Genomic DNA, 18,520 nt, shown 5'->3' on the forward strand with positions numbered 1-18,520 from the left:
AGGTCGGGGGAAACGGGAATGCCGGCCATCGTGAATCCGGCCCGGCGCGCGCTGCCGGTCCTCGCACTCGTTCTCGTCGGCGGACTGCTCGGCGCCTGCAGCGGCGGCGATTTCGGTCGCACCCGCGCCGACATGCGCAATGACGACATGCACAAATGGATCGGGGCGGAAGCCACCGCCAGCGTCGGCGTCAACCCATCGCAATTCCAACTGACCGACAACGAGCGCCAGCTGCGCGATCTCGCTTATCCGCTGATCGAGCCGCCGCATTCGCGCCCTGCCTGGAAGAGCGTGTTCGGCGACTATCAGCCGTCGGCCTCGCCCTGGCGCCAGAAGGTCGTGTTCGACCGCACCGCCTATGGCCGCGCCCTGATCGACGAGCCGCACCGCTCGCACGCCTCGCGCTACGCCCAGTTGATCGACGACGTGCGCGACGACATCACCCGCTTCGAGCCGTTCTTCGCATCGGCCATCCGCGTCATCGATCTCGACCGCAAGCGCGATGCCAGCATGAGATACATGACCGAGCTCTCGCCGCGCGAGAAGGCCGATGCGGTCGCGCGCATGCAGGAGAACTCGCTGATCGTGCAATGGGTGCAGATCAGCCTGGAGCAGCGCGTCTCGTCCTACCGCTGGGCCTTGGAGCGCCTGGTGCTCCAGGCTCCCGACGGATTGGCCGCCGACGCCGATCGCCTGATCCATGAACTGGCGGCTCAGACCGCCAATCCGCCGGTCGCGGCGCGGCCCCTGATCGAACGGCCGCTGACGACGCGGGGCTAGCCCGGCACGACCTTGCTCCGGCGCCGGCCTCGCTTGGCCGGTGCTCCCTTTTGCCGCCCTGCTGTCGCACGGAGCTTCTGCGGCGCTGCCGCGCGCAGCGTTGCGATCAGGATCTTCAGCGCCTCGGATGGGGCGCGCGAGGCGGAGTAGGCGAGGCCGACCTGGCGCTTCAACGTCATCTCGATCTCGCGGACCGCAACGTCGCTTCGGCCGTGCACGACGCCTTCGGGAACGATCGCGACGCCGACGCCGGCGGCGACCAGCGCCAGGGCCCAATCCTCGGTTTCAGCAATGGCGGCGATCTCGCGCGGTCCGCCGCTGCGTCGCGCCAGCGCGCTGTGCTCGCAATGGCAGCGGTCGATCATCGCCACGTCGGCGAGGTCGGCCGCGCGCAAGCGCGGCTTTAGCGTGAGCGGATGCGCGAGCGGGAGCGCCGCGACATAGCGCTCACTCCACAGCGGCAGGAAATGCTCGCCGTCGCCGGCCAGGCTTTTTGAGACGATGCGTCCGTCGGCCCGCTCGGTCGGACCGACGATGTGAAGCCTGAGATCCTCGCGCGCCGTGAGCGGCTTGAGCAGCGCGGTCACGCGGCGTCCGTCAAGGGTGCGCATGAGCCCGAGCTTGAGCGCCTGCTTCGGCGCGCCGTGCCGGAACAGGTTGCGGGCGGCATCGGCCTCGCCGACGATCCGGCGGGCGATCGGCTGCAGGCGTTCGGCCGCCTCCAGCGGCACGACACCCTTGCGGTGGCGCAGGAACAGTTCGGTGCCGAGCTCGGCCTCGAGATTGGCGATCGCCAGCGAAATCGATGGCTGCGAGACGAAGCAGCGCGCCGCGGCCCTGGTCAGGCTGCGTTCCTCGAACACGGCAGAGAAGTAGCGGAGCTCGCGGATATCCATAGGAGTAGCCTATGACATGTATCACTGATCAATATTTTACTTATCTCAGGCCGGCACGCAAGGATGCGCCCGATGTCGGCAATGAAGGAGAAGATCGATGCGCGTCCACCACCTCAACACCGGCACGATGTGTCCACGCGGCGGTCGGCTGGTGAGCGGCAGCGGCGGCCTGTTCGCGCGCGCCCGCCTCGTCTGCCACTGCCTGCTGATCGAAAGCGATGACGGCCTGGTCCTCGTCGACACCGGCATCGGCACTGGCGACATCGCCGCGCCCGCACGATTGGGGGCACGCTGGGTGAGGCAGGCCGCGCCGCTTCTCGATGCGTCGGAGACGGCGCTGCAACAGGTGCGGGCATTGGGCTTCTCGCCCGATGACGTCAGGCACATCCTGCTCACTCATCTCGACCGTGACCACGCCGGTGGCATCGGCGATTTCCCGAAGGCCAAGGTGCACGTTCATCGCGCGGAGCATGCGATGGCCGTCGAGGGGGCTCCGGCGCCGCCGCGCGGCCGCTACGTCGCCGGCCAATGGCGGCATCGTCCCGACTGGCAGTTCTACGGCGATGACGGCGAGGACTGGTTCGGCTTTCGCGGTGTCCGCGCTGCCGTCGATCGCAGCGGCGACATTCTGATCATTCCTCTGCCGGGCCATACGCGCGGGCATTGCGGCGTCGCCGTGCGTCGCGGCGACAAATGGCTGCTGCACGCTGGCGATGCCTATTTCTTCCACGGCCAGCTCGATCCGCGGCCACGCATGCCGCTGCTGCTCGGGCTATTCCAGCGCAAGGGCGATCAGGATCGCACGGTGCGGATCGCCAACCAGGAGCGGCTGCGGCGCCTGAAATGCGACCATGGCGACCGGGTCACGATCGTGAACAGCCACGATCCCGTTGCCTACGAGACGTGCCGCTGCGGTGATCGGGCCGCAGCGCTCATTCCGGCCTGAGCAGGCGGAACGCCTCCTCGAGCAGATGCGGCGTGTGCTTGCCGGTCGAATCACGGCAGGCGCGTTCGAAATAGTCCGCCAGCGCCGGCCGGAATTTGGGATGCGCCGCCTGGTCGATGATGGCGCGGGCCCGCTGTTTCGGCGACAGGCCGCGCAGATCGGCGAGGCCGCGCTCGGTCACGAGAACCTGTACGTCGTGCTCGGTGTGGTCGACATGGGTGACCATCGGCACGATGCAGGAGATCGTCCCATTCTTTGCCGTCGAGGGCGTCATGAAGATCGACAGATAGGCGTTGCGGGCGAAGTCCCCGGAGCCGCCGATGCCGTTCATGATGCTGCTGCCGCGGACATGGGTCGAATTGACGTTGCCGTAGATGTCGGCCTCGATCATGCCGTTCATGGCGATGACGCCGAGCCGGCGGATCACCTCCGGGTGGTTGGAGATCTCCTGTGGCCGCAGCACGATGCGGTCGCGCAGGAACTCGATCTCGCGGTTGAATTCGATCGCAGCTTCCGAGCTCAGCGACAATGCGGTCGCGGAAGCGAGATCCATCCGGCCCGAGCGGATCAAATTCAGCATGCCGTCCTGCAGCACCTCGGTGTAGGCGGTGAGATGCGGGAACGGCCCGTCGTCGAGCCCGGCCATGACGGCGTTCGCGACATTGCCGACGCCGGATTGCAGCGGCAGCAGATTGCGCGGGAGGCGGCCCTGCTTCACCTCGTGTGCGAAGAACTCCAGGATGTGCCCGGCGATCGCGCCGGAGACATCGTCGGGCGCGGCGAAGCTCGTGTTGCGGTCCGCCGCATGGGTCTCGACGACCGCGATGACCTTGTCCGGATTGCAGCGATAGGTGGTCTCGCCGATGCGGTCGCCGGGCGCCACGATCGGGATCGGTTTGCGATGTGGCGGAAGGCGCGTGCCGTAATAGATGTCGTGCATGCCGAGCAGCGCCGGGTTCATCCACGAATTGACTTCGATGATGACGCGGTCCGCCAGATCGAGCCAGGTCTTGTTGTTGCCGATCGAGGTCGATGGGATCAGCCGCCCGTCGGGCAGGATGCCGGCGCATTCGATCACGGCGACGTCGAGATGGCCGAGAAAGCCAAACCACACGAACTGTGCGACATGGCTGAGATGCAGATCGATATAGTCGATGCTGCCGGCGTTGATGCGCTGTCGTGTTGCCGGATCGGACTGATAGGGCAGGCGCAGGTCGATGCCATCAGCCCGGGCGAGCGCGCCGTCGAGCTCGGGCGCGGTGCTTGCCCCGGTCCACACGCCGATGCGGAACGGTTCGCCGCGCGCATGTGCGGCTTCGATCCGGCGCGCCAGCGCGAGCGGCACCGCTTTCGGGTAGCCCGACCCGGTGAAGCCGCTCATGCCGACATGGTTGCCGGGCTCGACCAGCGCGGCAGCCTCGTCCGCCGACATGATCTTGGCGCGCAGCGCCTGTGACATCACCTGCGATGAACTCATCGTGCAAACTCCATGCGCGATCGTCCAGACCGCCAAGTCCGCGCTGTTTAAGGTGGGCCCTCGACGGGTGATTTGACAGGGGTCAAGCCGCAACGGCCCGTGCGTGCATCACAGCCCTGCAAGGCGCGCGCGTCGCAGCTCCCGGACCTTCGCGGCGCGCGAGCGCTCCGTCAGCATGTTGGCCTTGCTGTAGCGCGGGTCGCCGGTGACCTCGTCTCCGACCCAGTCCGGCAGGGTCACGACGGTCGTTTCGGTCGGCAGCTCGATCTCGGCGATCACGACGCCCTCGAGCGCGTCGTGGTAGACGTCGACCTCCCAGACGCCGCTTTCCGCGGGCACGTAGTGACGCGTCTTTTCGAGGATGCGCCCATTGCAATGCGCGAACAGTACCGCGGCGTGGTCCGCGGGGATGTCGTATTCGAATTCATCTCGGGTCAGGCCGCGGCGGCCGCTCTTCACGCACAGCGTCGTCCGGTTGCCATAGCAGCGAACGCGAACCTTGAGGCCGTCCTGACGTGCGACGAGCCCGTCGCGCAGGCGTTCACTGTGCGTCGCCTGATCCCGCCAAGCATCGGACTTGACGAGAAACTTCCGTTCGATTTCGAGAGCCATGACCTGATGTTGAGCGAAGCGCCGCCGTCCTGATCCATCATAGCAGCGGCGCGCGACAACGACTATGCCACCAAGGATGAAGAGAGTGTTGTCGAATTCATCCAGGACGTCGTATTGACTTATCGTTTGCCGCGCGGCTTCTCGGCCTTGGCCGGTGCCTCGGTCTGTACGCCGCAGCTTGCCGCTGCAAGGGAGGCCTGCGCCTGCGGCATGAGACCCGGCTCGGCGGCAAGGGCCTTCAGCACGATCAACCCGGTCGTCGTCGGCGAATCGATGATCAGCCGGTCGGCGGCCGTGATCTCCTCGTCCTCGGGCAGGTCTTCATGCTGCGCCTCGGTCATCAGGTTGAGCTCGATCACGCGCTTGCCGGCGGAGCGATCGTTGATGGCGTAGTAGGCGATCTCGTTGCGCGTATAGAACGACACCGACGTATAGGCCTGGCTCACCGGAACCGTGAGCTTCAGTGGTCCGTCGGACAGATCGTAGCGGCAGATCGCCATGGCGAAAGCCGGGTCCATGAACGGCATCGGCGAATTGCCGGGATCGGCGAGCGGCAAGGGCGTCACGGCGTTCAGCTTGGTCATCGGCGTCAGCCGGGAATAGGCGTCCTGGGTCGAGATCCGAGGCAACGCCAGCACGCTGACGAGATGGACCACGCCGCCGAGCAGCACGCCGACGACGACCGTGAACAGCAGCCGGATCATGATGGGCAGCCCACTGTCGTGATCGACGGCATCGGCGCGTCGCGCTGCGTGCGGGTTGCGACACCGACCGGCGTGTCGTAGAGCCGCAGCATCAGCGCGTAGCGCTCGATGCCGCCGGTCGGCAGCCAGTTGCCGGAGCGCGAGCGCGCGGCGACGCGAATCTCGAAGGAGCCATCGGCACCTCGCACCAGCTCCTGGCTGGTGAAGCCGTAGCGCTGCAGCGTGTTGGCGACGAGGTGGCCCTTGCGGTCGTAGAGCGTGAGCGTCCAGAAGCGGGCGGGGGGCGTGACGCCGCTGACGAGGATGTCGCAGCGACCGTCGAGCGGCTTCTTCTTGTCGTCTCTGGTGGCGGTGAAGGCCACGCCGTCGCCGGTGCCGATCGGCAGCTCGCCGTTGCGGGTGATGGTCGCGCGGGCATAGGGGTCGACGTCGGCCGTGCCCGTCTTCGGACGCGCCGTCCACGCGCCGATCGTCAAGGTGCCGAATTCGGTGCCGCGGGTCGTCGTCATCCAGGTCGCGCCGATGCCGACGCCGGTGGCGATCAGGAGCGTAAGCAGGGTGATGAAGAGCAGCCGCACGGGGATCGCTGACGTCAGTTCTTGCGCAGGGCAGGAGTGGTCACGCCGTCGGCCGTTGCCGCGACGTAGTTTTCAGGAAAGGCCAGCGCGCTCGACGACACCGGCTTGGCGGGTTTGCGCGGATCGACGGGCGCCGCCTTCTCGGCCACGCGCGCGGCGTCGTCGAGCATCTTCTCGACCTGGACCAGGACGTCGGCGCCGCGACGGGTCAGGACCGGCGGTGGGCCGGGCTTGATCTCCAGCGTTTTCGGCTGGCCGGCCTGCGCCATCGCGGCGGACGCGGGCTGCGGTGGCAGCTTCTCGCCCATGCCGACTCCGGGCAGCTCCTTGACCTCGATGCCCTGATGCGCGGCGACCATGATGTCGTGCCACGTCTGTGCCGGCAGCGAGCCGCCGGTCATACGGTTGGTCGGCGAATAGTCGTCATTGCCGTACCAGACCGCGCAGGTGAAGTTGCCGGTGTAGCCGACGAACCAGGCGTCCCGATAGGCATTGGTGGTGCCGGTCTTGCCGGCGGTCGGAATGCCGTCGAGTGCGGCGCGGCGTGCGGTGCCTTCGCTGACGACGTGGCTCATCATGCCCGCCATGTCGGCAGCAACCGAGGCCGGGATCGCCTGCTTCGGCTTCGGGCCGTCGCGGTCCCAGCGCCAGACCAGGTCGCCGCCGCCGGTGCGGACCTCGAGCACGGAATGCGGCGTCACCGCCTTGCCCTTGTTCGGGAAGGTCGCATAGGCGACCGCGTGCTCGAGCACCGTGACCTCGTCGGAGCCGATCGGCATCGACGGCGTGTCGGGCAGCGGTGCCTTGAGGCCGAAGCGCCGGGCGACCTCGATGATCTTGGCGCGGCCGGCCTTTGGTCCCTCCCTGCCGCCAAGCGCGATCGACAGCTTCACAGGCACGACGTTGATCGAGCGCGTGATCGCCTGCGTCAGCGTCACCGAGCCGGAATAGGAATGGCCATAATTCTGCGGGCACCAATTGCCGATGCAGACCGGACCGTCGACCACAATCGACGTCGGCTTGAAGCCGTTCAGCAGCGCGGTGGTGTAGACATACGGCTTGAACGACGATCCCGGCTGCCGGTAGGCGTCCACGGCGCGGTTGAACTGGCTGGCGCCATAGTCGCGGCCGCCGACCATGGCGCGGATGCCGCCGTCGAGGTCGGAGACGACAGTCGCCGCCTGGGTCGCATGATAGTCGCGGCCGAACTGGCGCAACTGGTTCTCGATCGCCTCGTCGGCCGCATGCTGCACGGTCATGTCGATCGAGGTCCGCACCACGAAGACGCGCTCGGTGTAGGATTTCGGGAACGTGTCGACCAGCTTGCGCATCTCGTCGAAGGCGTAGTCGAGGAAGTAGTTCGGCGAGCTTTCATCGCGGCGGTCGACCGCGAAGGCCGGGTTGCGGCGGGCGCCGAACACCTGGCCTTCGGTCATGAACCCGGCGTCGACCAGATTGTCGAGCACGACGTTGGCGCGGGCGCGGGCGGCGGGCAGGTTGATGTGGGGGGCGAACTTGGTCGGCGCCTTGAACAGGCCGGCCAGCATCGCGGCTTCGGCGAGGTTGATGTCGCGCACCGACTTGTTGAAATAGAAGTGTGCCGCGCCGTCGACGCCGAAGGTGCCGCCGCCCATATAGGCGCGGTCGAGATAGAGCTTGAGGATCTCGTTCTTGGTCAGCCGGGTTTCCAGCCAGATCGCCAGGAACGCCTCGTTGACCTTGCGCTCGATGGTGCGCTCGTTGGACAGGAACAGGTTCTTGGCGAGCTGCTGGCTGATCGAGGAGCCGCCCTGGCGGACGCCGCCGGCCTGGGCGTTGGTGACGAGGGCGCGCGCCGTGCCGGCGATGTCGATGCCGAAATGATCGTAGAAGCGGCGGTCCTCGGTGGCGAGCGTCGCCTTGATCAGATTGTCCGGAAAGTCCTCCAGCGGGATCGAGTCGTTGTGCTTGATGCCGCGGCTGCCGATCGGGTTGCCGTAGCGGTCGAGGAAGGTGACGGCGAGGTCGGACTTCTTCAGCCAGTCCTCGTCGGCTGTTTCCCGGAAGGCGGGGATCGCGAGCGCCAGCATCAGCACCAGGCCGCCCAGCCCGATGGTGGCAGCCTCTGAGAACGGCTCGACGAACACCCAGCGCTTCCAGCCGCCGACATAGAAGCGGTCCATGAACGCCGAATAGCGTTCATACAGCTCGCGGGTGCCGCGCAGGGAGGAGAACAGCGCCGAATCGAAGCGGGCGTCGAGATCCAGGCGGAAATTGTTGATCCGCTTCTTCCAATCGTCTGGAATGATCTGCCGCACGGGAACCCTGGTCGTTTCGAAAGCGTGTCAGCTGGCTTCGAAAGCACTCAGCAAGTGGGGCTGGGGGCCATCGAAGGGTCTTGCGCGATTGTTGCGGCAAACCCATGGCACTGCACAGTCAGCCGCCCGAACCCGAGCACCTGACCCCAAGCCGCGTTGCCGGCGCCGCGCCGGAGTGACTCAACCATCTATCTAGCCGAGCGGAGGTCACAAACCAATGGTTCCGCTCACAATTTGATGCACAAAGCTAACGTGCCGCCGTAATCGGCAAAGCCCCTTGCGCGGCTCGGGGCCGGGCACCTAGATGGCGGCCACGCCATGCCCTCCTTGAGAATCGCCCGATGACCGCACCGCTCAAACGTCCCTCGGGCCAGGAGGGAATGTTCTGGAAAACCAAGATCTTGGAAGAGATGTCCGAGGCAGAATGGGAAAGCCTGTGCGATGGCTGCGGGCGATGCTGCCTGGAGAAGCTGGAAGACGAGGATACCGGCGACATCTACTTCACCCACATCTCGTGCAAGCTCTTGGATGCCGGGCTATGTGCCTGCAAGGACTACCCGAATCGTTCCGAGCAAGTGTCGGATTGCGTTCGCCTGACGCCTGAGAACGTCCGCACCCTGACGTGGCTGCCGCCGAGCTGCGGCTACCGCCTCGTGGCTGAGGGGCGCGATCTCTACTGGTGGCATCCCTTGATCTCGGGCGATCCTCAGACGGTGCATGAAGCCGGCGTCTCGGTGCGCGGCCGGGTCGAAGGGACCGAGGACGACGTTCCGGACGACCAGCTCGAGGACCACATCGTGCAATGGCCGGTGCTGCTGCCGAAGCGGGCCAAGCTGAAGCGACGGCCGAAATAGGCTCGATCACCTCGCGTTCGCAGCAAATCACGATGATGCGACCGTTCTCGTGCTGTCGGGATGCACCCATGCGTCCGGCCGGCTGCCGCGGGGGAAATTTATGCCTTAAGTAGTTCGCCAGTCAGCGAATCCGCGCGGCGTTGGTCGCGCCCGGCATAGCATTCATCCCATGAACAAGTTCGATCGGCAGAGCCATTGTCCTGCCGCGTCCCCATCCCTGCCCGAAGAGATCGCCGCCGAGCTGCCGGCCATTCCGCCGCAGGTGCAGGCGATCGAGGATGCGCCGCCGCTCGCGCCGCCCGTGCCGCTGACCCAGGGCGAGGTGCGGACCATCCTGATGAGCCTGCTGCTGACGATGTTCCTGGCCGCGCTCGACCAGACCATCGTGGCGACCGCGCTGCCGACCATCGGCCGCGAGTTCCAGGACGTCACCAATCTCTCCTGGGTGATCACTGCCTACCTGCTGGCGTCGACCGCGGTGGCGCCGGTGTTCGGAACGCTCTGCGACATCTATGGCCGGCGCTCGATGATCATCACCGCGCTCAGCCTGTTCGTGGTCGGCTCGGTGGTCTGCGCGCTGGCGCCGAACATGCCGGTGCTGATCCTCGCCCGCGGCCTGCAGGGGCTGGGCGGTGGCGGCATCATGCCGGTGGTGCAGACCGTGATCTCCGACGTCGTCAGCCCGCGCGAGCGCGGCCAGTACCAGGCCTATTTCAGCGGCGTCTGGCTGTTGGCCGGCCTGCTCGGGCCGGTGATCGGCGGCTTCTTCGCCGACCATCTGCACTGGTCGATGATCTTCTGGATCAACGTCCCGCTCGCGATCGCCGCTCTCGCCTTGCTGCTGCCCAAGATGGGCCGGCTGCCGGTCTATCACCGGCTGCGCAAGGTCGACTGGGCCGGCGGCCTGCTGCTGATGGCCTCGGCCGTCGTGTTCATGCTGGTGCTGACCTGGGGTGGCCACAAGCTGGCCTGGCTGTCGCCGACCTTGCTGGCGATGATCGGCAGCGCGGTGGCGCTGGGCTTGGCCTTCGTCTGGCACGCCAAACGGGCCGATGAGCCGTTCCTGCCGCTGTCGCTGATGGGCGGCACGGTGGTGCCCTACGGCATGCTGGCAAGCGGCTGCGCACTCGGCGCGCTGATCGGGCTCACGGTCCATCTGCCGCTCTATTACGAGCTGGTCTATCATTTGACGCCGAGCGAGGCCGGCCTCGGCCTGATTCCGATCGCGGCGATCTCGACCTTCGGCGCCGCGATCGCTGGCCGCACCATGGCCCGGGTCAGGCATTACAAGCGCGTTGCCATCGTGGGCACGATCATCGGCACCATCGCCGCCGCGGTCATGACGGTGACGACGCCCTCGCTCTGGGTGCTGATGGCGCTGCTGTCGATCTACGGCATCGGGCTCGGAACAGCGTTCCCGATCTCAGTGGTGTCGTTGCAGAACGCGGTGGACCGCTCCCAGATCGGCACCATCACCGGCGCGATGAACTTCTTCCGCTCGATGATGTCCTCGTTCACGGTTGCGGCCTTCAGCGCCATCCTGCTGATGGCGCTGGGCGCCGACATTTCGCTGGCGGAGGGCGCCCATGGCGCGGTCAGCGGCATCGCGGAAGCCGACATGATCCATGCCTTCCGCTTCGTCTATGCCGCGGCCACCGCGATGCTGGCCTGCGCCTCGGTCTGCATGATGCTGATGGAGGAGCGGCCGCTGGCCGGCCCGTCGCGCACCGAGCCGGTGGAGATGGCGGAATAGGAAAGACAGGTAGGGTGGGCAAAGGCGCCCGGCACAGCCGTTGTTCCAAGGCACCCTGTCGCGCACCGTGCCCACCGTCGTCAAGCACAGCCCGCGGCGAGATGGTGGGCACGGCGCCACCGCGATGGGACGCGAGGAGAGAGCACAGCAGCGTCTTTGCCCACCCTACGGTTCGTCAGTTGGGGCCGCTACTCGCGCGGCTGAAGGATCTCGATGTTGTCCTGCCCGCGCGAGCCGTCGTCGAGCGATGACTTCACCAGACCAGCCTCGACGCGTTTCGCAAATTCGGTCGATCGGCCGTTCGCCAGCTCCCTGGCTTGGCTGATCCATCGCTCGCGCTCGATCCGTCCTGCGAACGCCAGATACGAGCCGACCCATTTGGCGTGCTCGGCGGTCCAGGCTGCGATCTGCTCGAAATGCCAGATGCCGAGGCCGTGCAGCCGGGCCTCGTTCTGCTTGCCGATGCCCTTGATGAGCTTGAGATCGTCGGCTTGCCCGCCGCGCGGCGCCGCCAGCCCGAGCGGCCGGCTGCCGCCATGGGCGTCCTCGTTCTCGACGGGCGGCATCAGCGCCGGCAGGTGGGCCAGGAGGTAGCTGGCCTCGTCCTCGCTCAGCGGCGCGTCGGCCTGATCATCGATCATGATCGCGCCGGACTTCACCGCAGTCGAATGCGCGGTGTCGAGGCCCGCGGCGAGCAGCTTGGCCTGCGCGATCCAATGCTCGCGCTCGATGCGGCCAGGGAAGGCCATGTGATGGCCGACCCAGCTCGCATGGTCAGGCGACCACGCCGCGATCTGGCTGAAATGGTGGATGCCGATGTCGTTGAGGACGCGCTCGTTCTTGGGTCCGATGCCCTTGATCAGCTTGAGATCATCGGCGGCACCGTTGGGTGCGGGCAGGGCCGGCGGCTGTGGCTGGGATCTCCGGCGCCGATGATGCGGCAACCTCGGCTGCAAGCCGTTCCGCTTCGGCGTCTGCGGCGAGGTCATCGGCTTCCGCCCTTGCGGCCGCTTCGGCGGCGAGGCGATCGGCCTCGGCCTTTTCGGCCGCTTCTGCCGCAACACGATCGGCCTCTGCTTTCGCGGCTGCTTCCGCAGCGAGGCGGTCCGCTTCGGCTTTCGCGGCGGCCTCCGCAGCAAGGCGCTCGGACTCGGCGTTCGCCGCCGCCTCGGCAGCGAGACGTTCGGCTTCGGCCTTCGCTGCGGCTTCAGCCGCCAGACGATCAGCTTCGGCCCTTGCCGTGGCTTCCGCGGCGAGCCGCTCAGCCTCGGTCTTTGCGGCCGTTTCGGCGGCTAGACGCTCGGCCTCCGCCCTTGCAGCGGCTTCGGCCGCAACACGTTCGGCTTCAGCTTTCGCGGCGGCTTCAGTGGCGAGGCGATCGGCCTCGACGCTGGCTGCGGCTTGCGCAGCCGGGGATGGGCTGTCCGCCCAAGGACTTGCCGCCGCCGTTGCGCCGGCGAACGCGACGCTGTGTCCAGGACCGCCCGGCGACATCGCACTGGTGTCACCCAGCCCGACATAGTCCTTGAGCTGTCCGCCGATCAGGCAGCCGAGCACATAGGCGCCGACCATCAGCAGGCCGACCTCGAGCCACAGGCCGGCACGTCCGGGCAGCACGCTCAGCAGCGCCATCACGATCCCGATGACGAGGGCGAGCGTCGCCGGCAGCAGCCAGCTTCTCAGCCAGTCCGGCCGCGGCTCGTCCGACCAGGTGCGCCAGCCGACAAAGCCGCCGATGCCGACGGCGAGGATGATCCAGAACGGAAATGTCGCAAGGTCGTACATCATGATGTCAGCGCCTCACTTGACGACGAATTCGATGCGGCGGTTCTGCGCGCGGCCTTCGGCCGTGTCGTTGGAGGCGACCGGCTTGGTCTGGCCGTAGCCTTCCGAGGTCATGCGCGAGGTGTCGATGCCGGCGTCGCCGATATAGCCGACCACCGCGGCCGCCCGGCGCTTGGAGAGGTCCATGTTGTTATCTTCGTCGCCGACATTGTCGGTGTGGCCTTCGATCGCGATCTCGGCGTCCTTGCAGCGCTGCGCAACCTCGATCAGGTGATCGAGCAGCGCCAGCGACTCGCGGCTGAGCTCGGCGCTGCCGGTGCTGAAGCGGACGCGGCCCTTGGCGAGCAGCCCGTTGAACGCCGGCTGGCACTCCGCGACCGCGAGTGGCGGGCTTTCCGGCTTGAGGCCGATCTTGACGTCGTCGAGCTTGAAGCCGCTGCCGACCGCATCGGCGAGCTCCTTGCGGACCTGCTCTGCCGACTTGTCGTAGATGGCGAGCCCGTCGACCGTGATCGCCGCGTCCTTCGCCGTCAGCGCACCCGACCACAGCCGCGCCAGCGCCGGGAACGTCGCCTTCAGCGACTGCACGTAATCCTTTGGTGCGCCGTCGCCGATCTTCAGGCCGTCCTCGACCGTCTCGGTGATGAACGTCGACGTGGCGGCGTCGACGAGATCGCGGCGGGCGGCATCATCAGGCACGTAGCCGCTCAGCATGACACGGCCGTCCTGCTTCTGCAGTCCGAACGCGTAAGGCGAGACCGGGCCGTCGCGGACGTCGATGGACGCGAGCGCAAACGGCGCGGGCAGGGCGCCGGCCAGTTGCTCGCGCACGGCTGCGCCGGTGACGTTGGCGAGTCCGACGCCCCTGAGCGAGACCTGGGTGTCGTTGATCTCGGCGCGCCCCTGCGAAAGCCGGGCGAGCTGCTGCAGCAGGCTCGCGCTCGCTTTGGCAAGGTCGCCATCCGGGGCGCCGCGGGCGATGCCGATCTGGCTCTTGATCGGCTTGCCGTCGAACTGTCCGCTGGCGGAGCCCAGCATCGCATCGCGGGTCGCTCCGCTCGGCGCGAGACCTGTGAGGCTCAAGCCGGTGCCGTCGAACTCCGCCGACCAGCGATAGGGCTTGATCTCCGGCGGCAGAATGTCGGCCTTCGCCAAGGTCAGCCCGGTCGGCAGCTTGCCGACACCGGCCATCGTTTCGTCATAGGCGGCGGTCGAGGGCGCCTCGCCCGAAATCGTGTAGGTGGCGTCGGAGATGACGACGCGGCCCGTGCTCAGCCTGGTGAGCTCCGTCAGCGCATAGGACGTGTAGGCACCAAAATCGCCAGCAGGCGCGCCACGCGCGATCTGCATGTGATGCATCACCGACGCGCCGGGCCAGGCCTTGATCGCGGCGGCCTCGAGCGCGCGCCTGATGTCGTCATTCGGAACGACGCCGGACATCACCAGCGTGTTGCCCTCGCGAACCGCGCTCCAGATGAACGGTTTTGCCTCCGGCGGCAGGATCGCGACCTTGTCGAGCACGGCGCCGCCCGGCAACTGCCGCGTCGCGGCGATGGCGGCCTCATAGGCGTCCGACGATGCGGCGGCACCTGCGATCGAATAGGCCTTGTCCGCGAGCGCGAACGCGCCGCCGTTGAGCTTGGCGGCCTGGACCGATCCGTGGCTCGCGATGGCCGCGAAGTCGGCCGGAGCTCCCAGCGCATAGCCGAGGCGATCGACCACCTCACCGCCGGACGAACGGACGGCATTGAGCACGGCATTCCGAACGGCGGGCGTCGGCACCGCGCCTTCGAGCACGAGCTGGCCGCCGTTTCGCGTGGCGCGGAAGGCATACGGCTTCGGTGTCGGCAGCTTGTCGTAGGTGCCGTCGACGAGCCGAACGCCGTTGACCGACGCGGCGTCCTCCAGTTTCGTCGACTGATTGGGACTGAACTCCGGCCCTTCGATGCGAACGTCACGCCCCGCGACAGAGACCTTGAGAGCCGCGGCTGTGTCGGGGACGGCGGCGGCAACGGCGGCACGTGCCCGCGGTGCGATATCGTCCTCGACCCCCGCCGTCTTGAAGCTCATGGCCGCGAGCCACAGCACGGCAACAGCGATCAGCCCCGCCCACCATTTCGATGGTTGATGCATGTGAGAGCCCCTCGTTTCCCCACCTGCGCCCGGTTCACCCGGATCGTTCCGTTGTCATGAACCACGTGTCGAGCCTATCAGAACAGCTCTCGGAGACCAGCCGTCGGCACGTTGTGTGTTTCAATATGCACAAGCTGTGAGAGCGTCGCCGTCTGCGAGCTTCGCACCGCACACGATCGTCCTCAAGGTGCGATCAAAGTGTGACCGTTCGACGACGAACATCGCAGGCGCGCAGCCTTCGCGGCTACGCCGCTCGCATCACTCCTCCAGCGCCCGGCGCAGGCGGCGGATGATGACGCCGCGGGCGCGATCGTCGGCGGCCTGCTCGATCCGCTCGTGGATGTCGAGCAGCAGACCCGACATGTCGTTGTGCCAGTCCAGCCGGGTGACCGCCTCCGGCGCCAGCCGCCGTCGGCGCGCGACGTCGAGCGGCGTCGGCACTGCGCTCGTCAGCTCATAGACGTCGTCGAGCAGGGGCGAGAACACTTTCGCCGCCGGCACGATCCGCTCGGCGACGCGCGTCGCCAGCGCCGCGATCGCAGCGTCCTCGCCGTGGGACAGGAAGAGGCCGCGCGCGATCGGGCGGCGGGCCGCGATCCAGCGCGCGATCTCGGCGCCGTCGGCGTGGCCGGAATAGTCGTCGATCATGCGGATGCGCGCCGCGACCTTGATCTCCTCGCCCTGGATGCGCACCGCCTTGACGCCGTCCTGCAGGAAGCGCCCAAGCGTGCCGTTGGCCTGGTAGCCGACCAGCAGCACGGTGGCGCGGCTGTTCCACAGCCAGCGCTTGAGATGATGGCGGATGCGACCGGCATCGCACATGCCGCTGGCGGCGATGATGATGTGGAAGCCGGTCAGCTTGGCGATCGCCTTGCTTTCATCGACGGTCTCGGTGAAGCGCAGATGCGACGACGACAACAGACGGCCGACATCGCTGCCGCCGTCGAGGCTCTCGGTGTGCGCGCGAAACACCTCGGTGGCGTGGATCGCCAGCGGCGAATCCAGGAACATCGGCGCGGCCGGAATCTCGCCACGCTCCATCAGGCCGACCAGATCGACGATCAGCTCCTGCGTCCGTTCCACCGCGAAGGCCGGGATCAATAGCGCGCCCTGGGCCGCCGCCGCGTCGCGCACCTCGCCGGCCAGACGGCCGCGGCGCAGCTCCGGCGTGGTCGGCTCACGGATGCGGTCGCCATAGGTCGCCTCCGAGATCACGTAGTCGAAGCCCTCGGGCGCTTTCGGATCCGGCTGCAGCAGCTTGGCGTCGGGCCCGACATCGCCGGAGGCGAGCAGCCGCAGCGGCGCGCCGTCGGCGCCTTGTCCTGCGAATTCGATCTCGATCGAGGCCGAGCCCAGCAGATGCCCGGCATTCCAGTAGCGGGCGCGGACGCCGGGAATGATATCGGTCCAGGTCTCGTAGGGGACGGCTTGGAAGTATTGCAGCGCGGCGATGGCGTCGTCCTGGGTGTAGATCGGGCTGACCTCGCCGCGGCCGCGCGCGGTGTTGCGGCGGTTCAGCGCCAGCACCTCCTGCTCCTGGATGTTGCCGGCATCGGGCAGCATCCAGGAGCAGAGATCGATGGTGCCGCGCGTCGCGAAGATCTTGCCGTCGAAGCCCATGCGCACCAGTTTCGGCAGCAGGCCGCTATGGTCGATATGCGCATGCGTCAGCAGCACGGCGTCGATCTCGGCGGGACGGAATGGGAAGTCGCCGTAATTGAGCTCCTTCAGCGTCTTCTGACCCTGGAACAGGCCGCAGTCGATCAGCATCTGTCCGTTGTCGGTCCGGACCAGATAGCAGGACCCGGTGACGGTGTGCGCGGCACCGCAGAATCGAACGGTCACACTCATGCGGCGGTCTCCCGAGGACGATGGATCGATGCTCGACGACGGTTCATCACGAACGACCGTTCGCGCCGTCGGCGAAGCTATAGCCGTGGTTGGCGGCGGCCGCGGCTGCGGCCAGATCATGCTCCGACGGATCGCAGGTGAACACGCGATAGAGTGGCTCACCCCGGTCGACACGATCGCCGATCTTCCTGAACAGCATGATCCCGGAGCCCTTGTTCACGGGCGCGCCGGCGGTGCGCGCCAGGCGATTGAGCCGCAGGCAATCGATCGCGGAGACGATACCGTCGTGTTCGGCCTTGACGTCGAAGGCGAGATCGCCGAGCTCGCTGCGGCATTCCGGTGGGCCCTGCGCATCGATGATCTTCAGCATCTGCTTGAGCGCCGCGCCGCTGTCGAGCAGCTCGCGCGCCCTGTTATAGCCGGCGCCGCCGCGCAGCTTCGGATCATATTCGAGCAGATGCGCCGCCAGCCGCAGTGATTTCTCGCGCAGGTCAGCCGGGGCCGACGGCTCGTTGCCCAGCACCGCCATCACGTCGCGCGCCTCCAGCACCGGCCCGATGCCGTTGCCGATCGGCTGGCGGCCGTCGGTGGTGATCACCTCGACCTTGAGACCGAACCTGTCGCCGACGAACTCGAACAGCTTGCGCAGGCGCATCGCCTCCGCGCCGCTGGTCAGCTTGGCGGTCGGGCCGACCGGCAGGTCGAGCAGCAGATGCGTCGAGCCGGCAGCGAGCTTCTTCGACATGATCGAGGCGACCATCTGCTCGCGGGTATCGAGGCTGAGCGGGCGCTCGACCGAGATCAGGATGTCATCGGCCGGCGACAGGTTGACGTGGCCGCCCCAGATCACGCAGCCATTGCAGGCGGCGACGATCGATTTCATCTCCTCCGCGCCGACATTGACCCGCGCCAGCACCTCCATCGTGTCGGCGGTGCCGGCCGGCGAGGTGATCGCACGCGAGGAGGTCTTCGGGATGGTCAGGCCGTGGGCGGCGACGATCGGCACCACCACCATCGAGGTGCGGTTGCCGGGGATGCCGCCGATGCAATGCTTGTCGACCACGACCGGGTCCGGCCATTTGAGCTGAGTGCCTGCATTGGCCATGGCGCGCGTCAGCGCCAGCAGCTCACCCGAGGTCATGAAGCTGGCCGACCCGATCAGGAAGGCTGCGATCTCCATGTCCGAATAGCGGTAGTGGGTGAGGTCCTCGATCACGGCAACGATCGCCTGGTCGCTCAAGGTCTCGCCCCGGATCTTGGCCCGGACCGCCTCCATGCTGTCGGGCGGCGTCGCGGGCGACACGGTCGCGAGCGTGCCGGCCGGCTCGGCAAAGCGCCGCAGCGCCGGCTCCGACAGGCCGATCTCGTCGGGCCCGATCAGTGCGTCGTCGTCGGTGATCAGGAGTGTGGCCAGCAGCGTCCGCGAGTTGCAGCGCAGCTCGACGCGGCTGAAGCCGCGGAAGACCTCGGGCCGCAGCGCCTTCGAGCGGCGGGAGATCACGACAACGTTCTCGCGGCCGGTGTCGAGCGCGACGCTGCGGATCTTGAGCTGGGGGCGGGCGGAATCTGTTGTGCTCATGGCGACCAGGATAACCTTTAAGGCGGTCCACGCCATCGCCGTTGACCCAGATCATGACGTGGCATCCGGCGGATAAGCCGAATTTTTTCTGAATGTGTCGGACGAGGATTCAGCGGCTCGGCTCTGCCGCCAACCGGCCGGGGGCCGCGGACTGAGAATAAAGCGAAGCAAGTTCAGTTGCTTGCACTCCGGTTCGGATCTCGGAGGTCGGGCGAGGGCGGGCCTGCGATGGAATGCCGGCTCCGAATCTGGGCCGCGCAGGTACCTCATCGGGT

Annotated in this window: 15 protein-coding genes; 4 read left to right on the top strand and 11 right to left on the bottom strand. The window is 67.2% G+C overall.

Translation table 11 applies throughout. The annotated features are described in order from the left end of the window. The first annotated feature begins 18 nt into the window (after positions 1-18). Complete coding sequence (locus QX051_RS21950) at positions 19-780, top strand: hypothetical protein (protein WP_315777555.1); 762 nt, start codon at positions 19-21, stop codon at positions 778-780. Here QX051_RS21950 and QX051_RS21955 read toward each other — a convergent pair. Beyond that, positions 777-1,676 (bottom strand): LysR family transcriptional regulator, encoded by a 900-nt coding sequence (locus QX051_RS21955; RefSeq protein ID WP_315777556.1) that lies wholly within the window; start codon positions 1,674-1,676, stop codon positions 777-779. The genes QX051_RS21950 and QX051_RS21955 overlap by 4 nt on opposite strands. A gap of 97 nt (positions 1,677-1,773) precedes the next feature. Here QX051_RS21955 and QX051_RS21960 point away from each other — a divergent pair, with 97 nt between their 5' ends. Further along, a complete protein-coding gene (locus QX051_RS21960) occupies positions 1,774-2,622 on the top strand; it encodes an MBL fold metallo-hydrolase (protein ID WP_315777557.1) in 849 nt (282 codons plus the stop codon). On the opposite strand, the gene QX051_RS21965 is transcribed toward QX051_RS21960, so the two are convergent. The 5 genes from QX051_RS21965 to QX051_RS21985 form a co-directional block, all read right to left on the bottom strand. Then, the gene (locus tag QX051_RS21965; protein ID WP_315777558.1) at positions 2,609-4,099 is read right to left on the bottom strand and encodes an acetyl-CoA hydrolase/transferase family protein; all 1,491 of its coding nucleotides are present in this window, start codon (positions 4,097-4,099) and stop codon (positions 2,609-2,611) included. The two genes, QX051_RS21960 and QX051_RS21965, sit on opposite strands and share 14 nt — an antisense overlap. Positions 4,100-4,207: 108 nt before the next feature. Next, positions 4,208-4,711 (bottom strand): CYTH domain-containing protein, encoded by a 504-nt coding sequence (locus tag QX051_RS21970; protein WP_315777559.1) that lies wholly within the window; start codon positions 4,709-4,711, stop codon positions 4,208-4,210. A gap of 119 nt (positions 4,712-4,830) precedes the next feature. After that, positions 4,831-5,415, bottom strand: coding sequence for a DUF1254 domain-containing protein (locus QX051_RS21975; RefSeq protein ID WP_315739852.1), 585 nt, complete (start codon positions 5,413-5,415; stop codon positions 4,831-4,833). Further along, a complete protein-coding gene (locus QX051_RS21980) occupies positions 5,412-5,993 on the bottom strand; it encodes a DUF1214 domain-containing protein (RefSeq protein WP_315777560.1) in 582 nt (193 codons plus the stop codon). The genes QX051_RS21975 and QX051_RS21980 overlap by 4 nt, the downstream gene beginning before the upstream one ends. 14 nt (positions 5,994-6,007) lie before the next feature. Then, positions 6,008-8,290 (bottom strand): PBP1A family penicillin-binding protein, encoded by a 2,283-nt coding sequence (locus QX051_RS21985; protein WP_315756480.1) that lies wholly within the window; start codon positions 8,288-8,290, stop codon positions 6,008-6,010. Positions 8,291-8,631: 341 nt separating this feature from the next. Here QX051_RS21985 and QX051_RS21990 point away from each other — a divergent pair, with 341 nt between their 5' ends. Together QX051_RS21990 and QX051_RS21995 are read left to right on the top strand one after the other, a co-directional pair. After that, positions 8,632-9,144 (top strand): YcgN family cysteine cluster protein, encoded by a 513-nt coding sequence (locus QX051_RS21990; RefSeq protein ID WP_315739849.1) that lies wholly within the window; start codon positions 8,632-8,634, stop codon positions 9,142-9,144. A gap of 169 nt (positions 9,145-9,313) precedes the next feature. Next, positions 9,314-10,897, top strand: a complete 1,584-nt coding sequence (locus tag QX051_RS21995; protein ID WP_315777561.1) for an MDR family MFS transporter — start codon at positions 9,314-9,316, stop codon at positions 10,895-10,897. A 188-nt stretch (positions 10,898-11,085) separates the two neighbouring features. Here QX051_RS21995 and QX051_RS22000 read toward each other — a convergent pair whose 3' ends face one another. The 5 genes from QX051_RS22000 to QX051_RS22020 all read right to left on the bottom strand — a co-directional run bounded on the left by QX051_RS22000 (position 11,086) and on the right by QX051_RS22020 (position 18,245). Beyond that, positions 11,086-11,841 (bottom strand): hypothetical protein, encoded by a 756-nt coding sequence (locus QX051_RS22000; protein ID WP_315777562.1) that lies wholly within the window; start codon positions 11,839-11,841, stop codon positions 11,086-11,088. After that, positions 11,768-12,685: a hypothetical protein gene (locus tag QX051_RS22005; protein WP_315777563.1), complete on the bottom strand. Its 918-nt coding sequence runs from the start codon at positions 12,683-12,685 to the stop codon at positions 11,768-11,770. The genes QX051_RS22000 and QX051_RS22005 overlap by 74 nt, the downstream gene beginning before the upstream one ends. 12 nt (positions 12,686-12,697) lie before the next feature. Then, entirely contained in the window at positions 12,698-14,815 is a 2,118-nt protein-coding gene (locus tag QX051_RS22010) for an OmpA family protein (RefSeq protein ID WP_315777564.1), read from the bottom strand. A gap of 258 nt (positions 14,816-15,073) precedes the next feature. Beyond that, positions 15,074-16,666: an MBL fold metallo-hydrolase gene (locus tag QX051_RS22015; RefSeq protein WP_315777565.1), complete on the bottom strand. Its 1,593-nt coding sequence runs from the start codon at positions 16,664-16,666 to the stop codon at positions 15,074-15,076. A 46-nt stretch (positions 16,667-16,712) separates the two neighbouring features. Further along, positions 16,713-18,245 carry a thymidine phosphorylase family protein gene (locus tag QX051_RS22020; RefSeq protein ID WP_315739844.1) on the bottom strand — a complete coding sequence of 511 codons (1,533 nt, stop codon included), beginning with the start codon at positions 18,243-18,245 and terminating at the stop codon, positions 16,713-16,715. Positions 18,246-18,520: the final 275 nt, after the last annotated feature.

Origin of the sequence: Bradyrhizobium sp. SZCCHNR1053, from assembly GCF_032381235.1 — a bacterium.
In the GTDB taxonomy this organism is placed as follows: domain Bacteria; phylum Pseudomonadota; class Alphaproteobacteria; order Rhizobiales; family Xanthobacteraceae; genus Bradyrhizobium.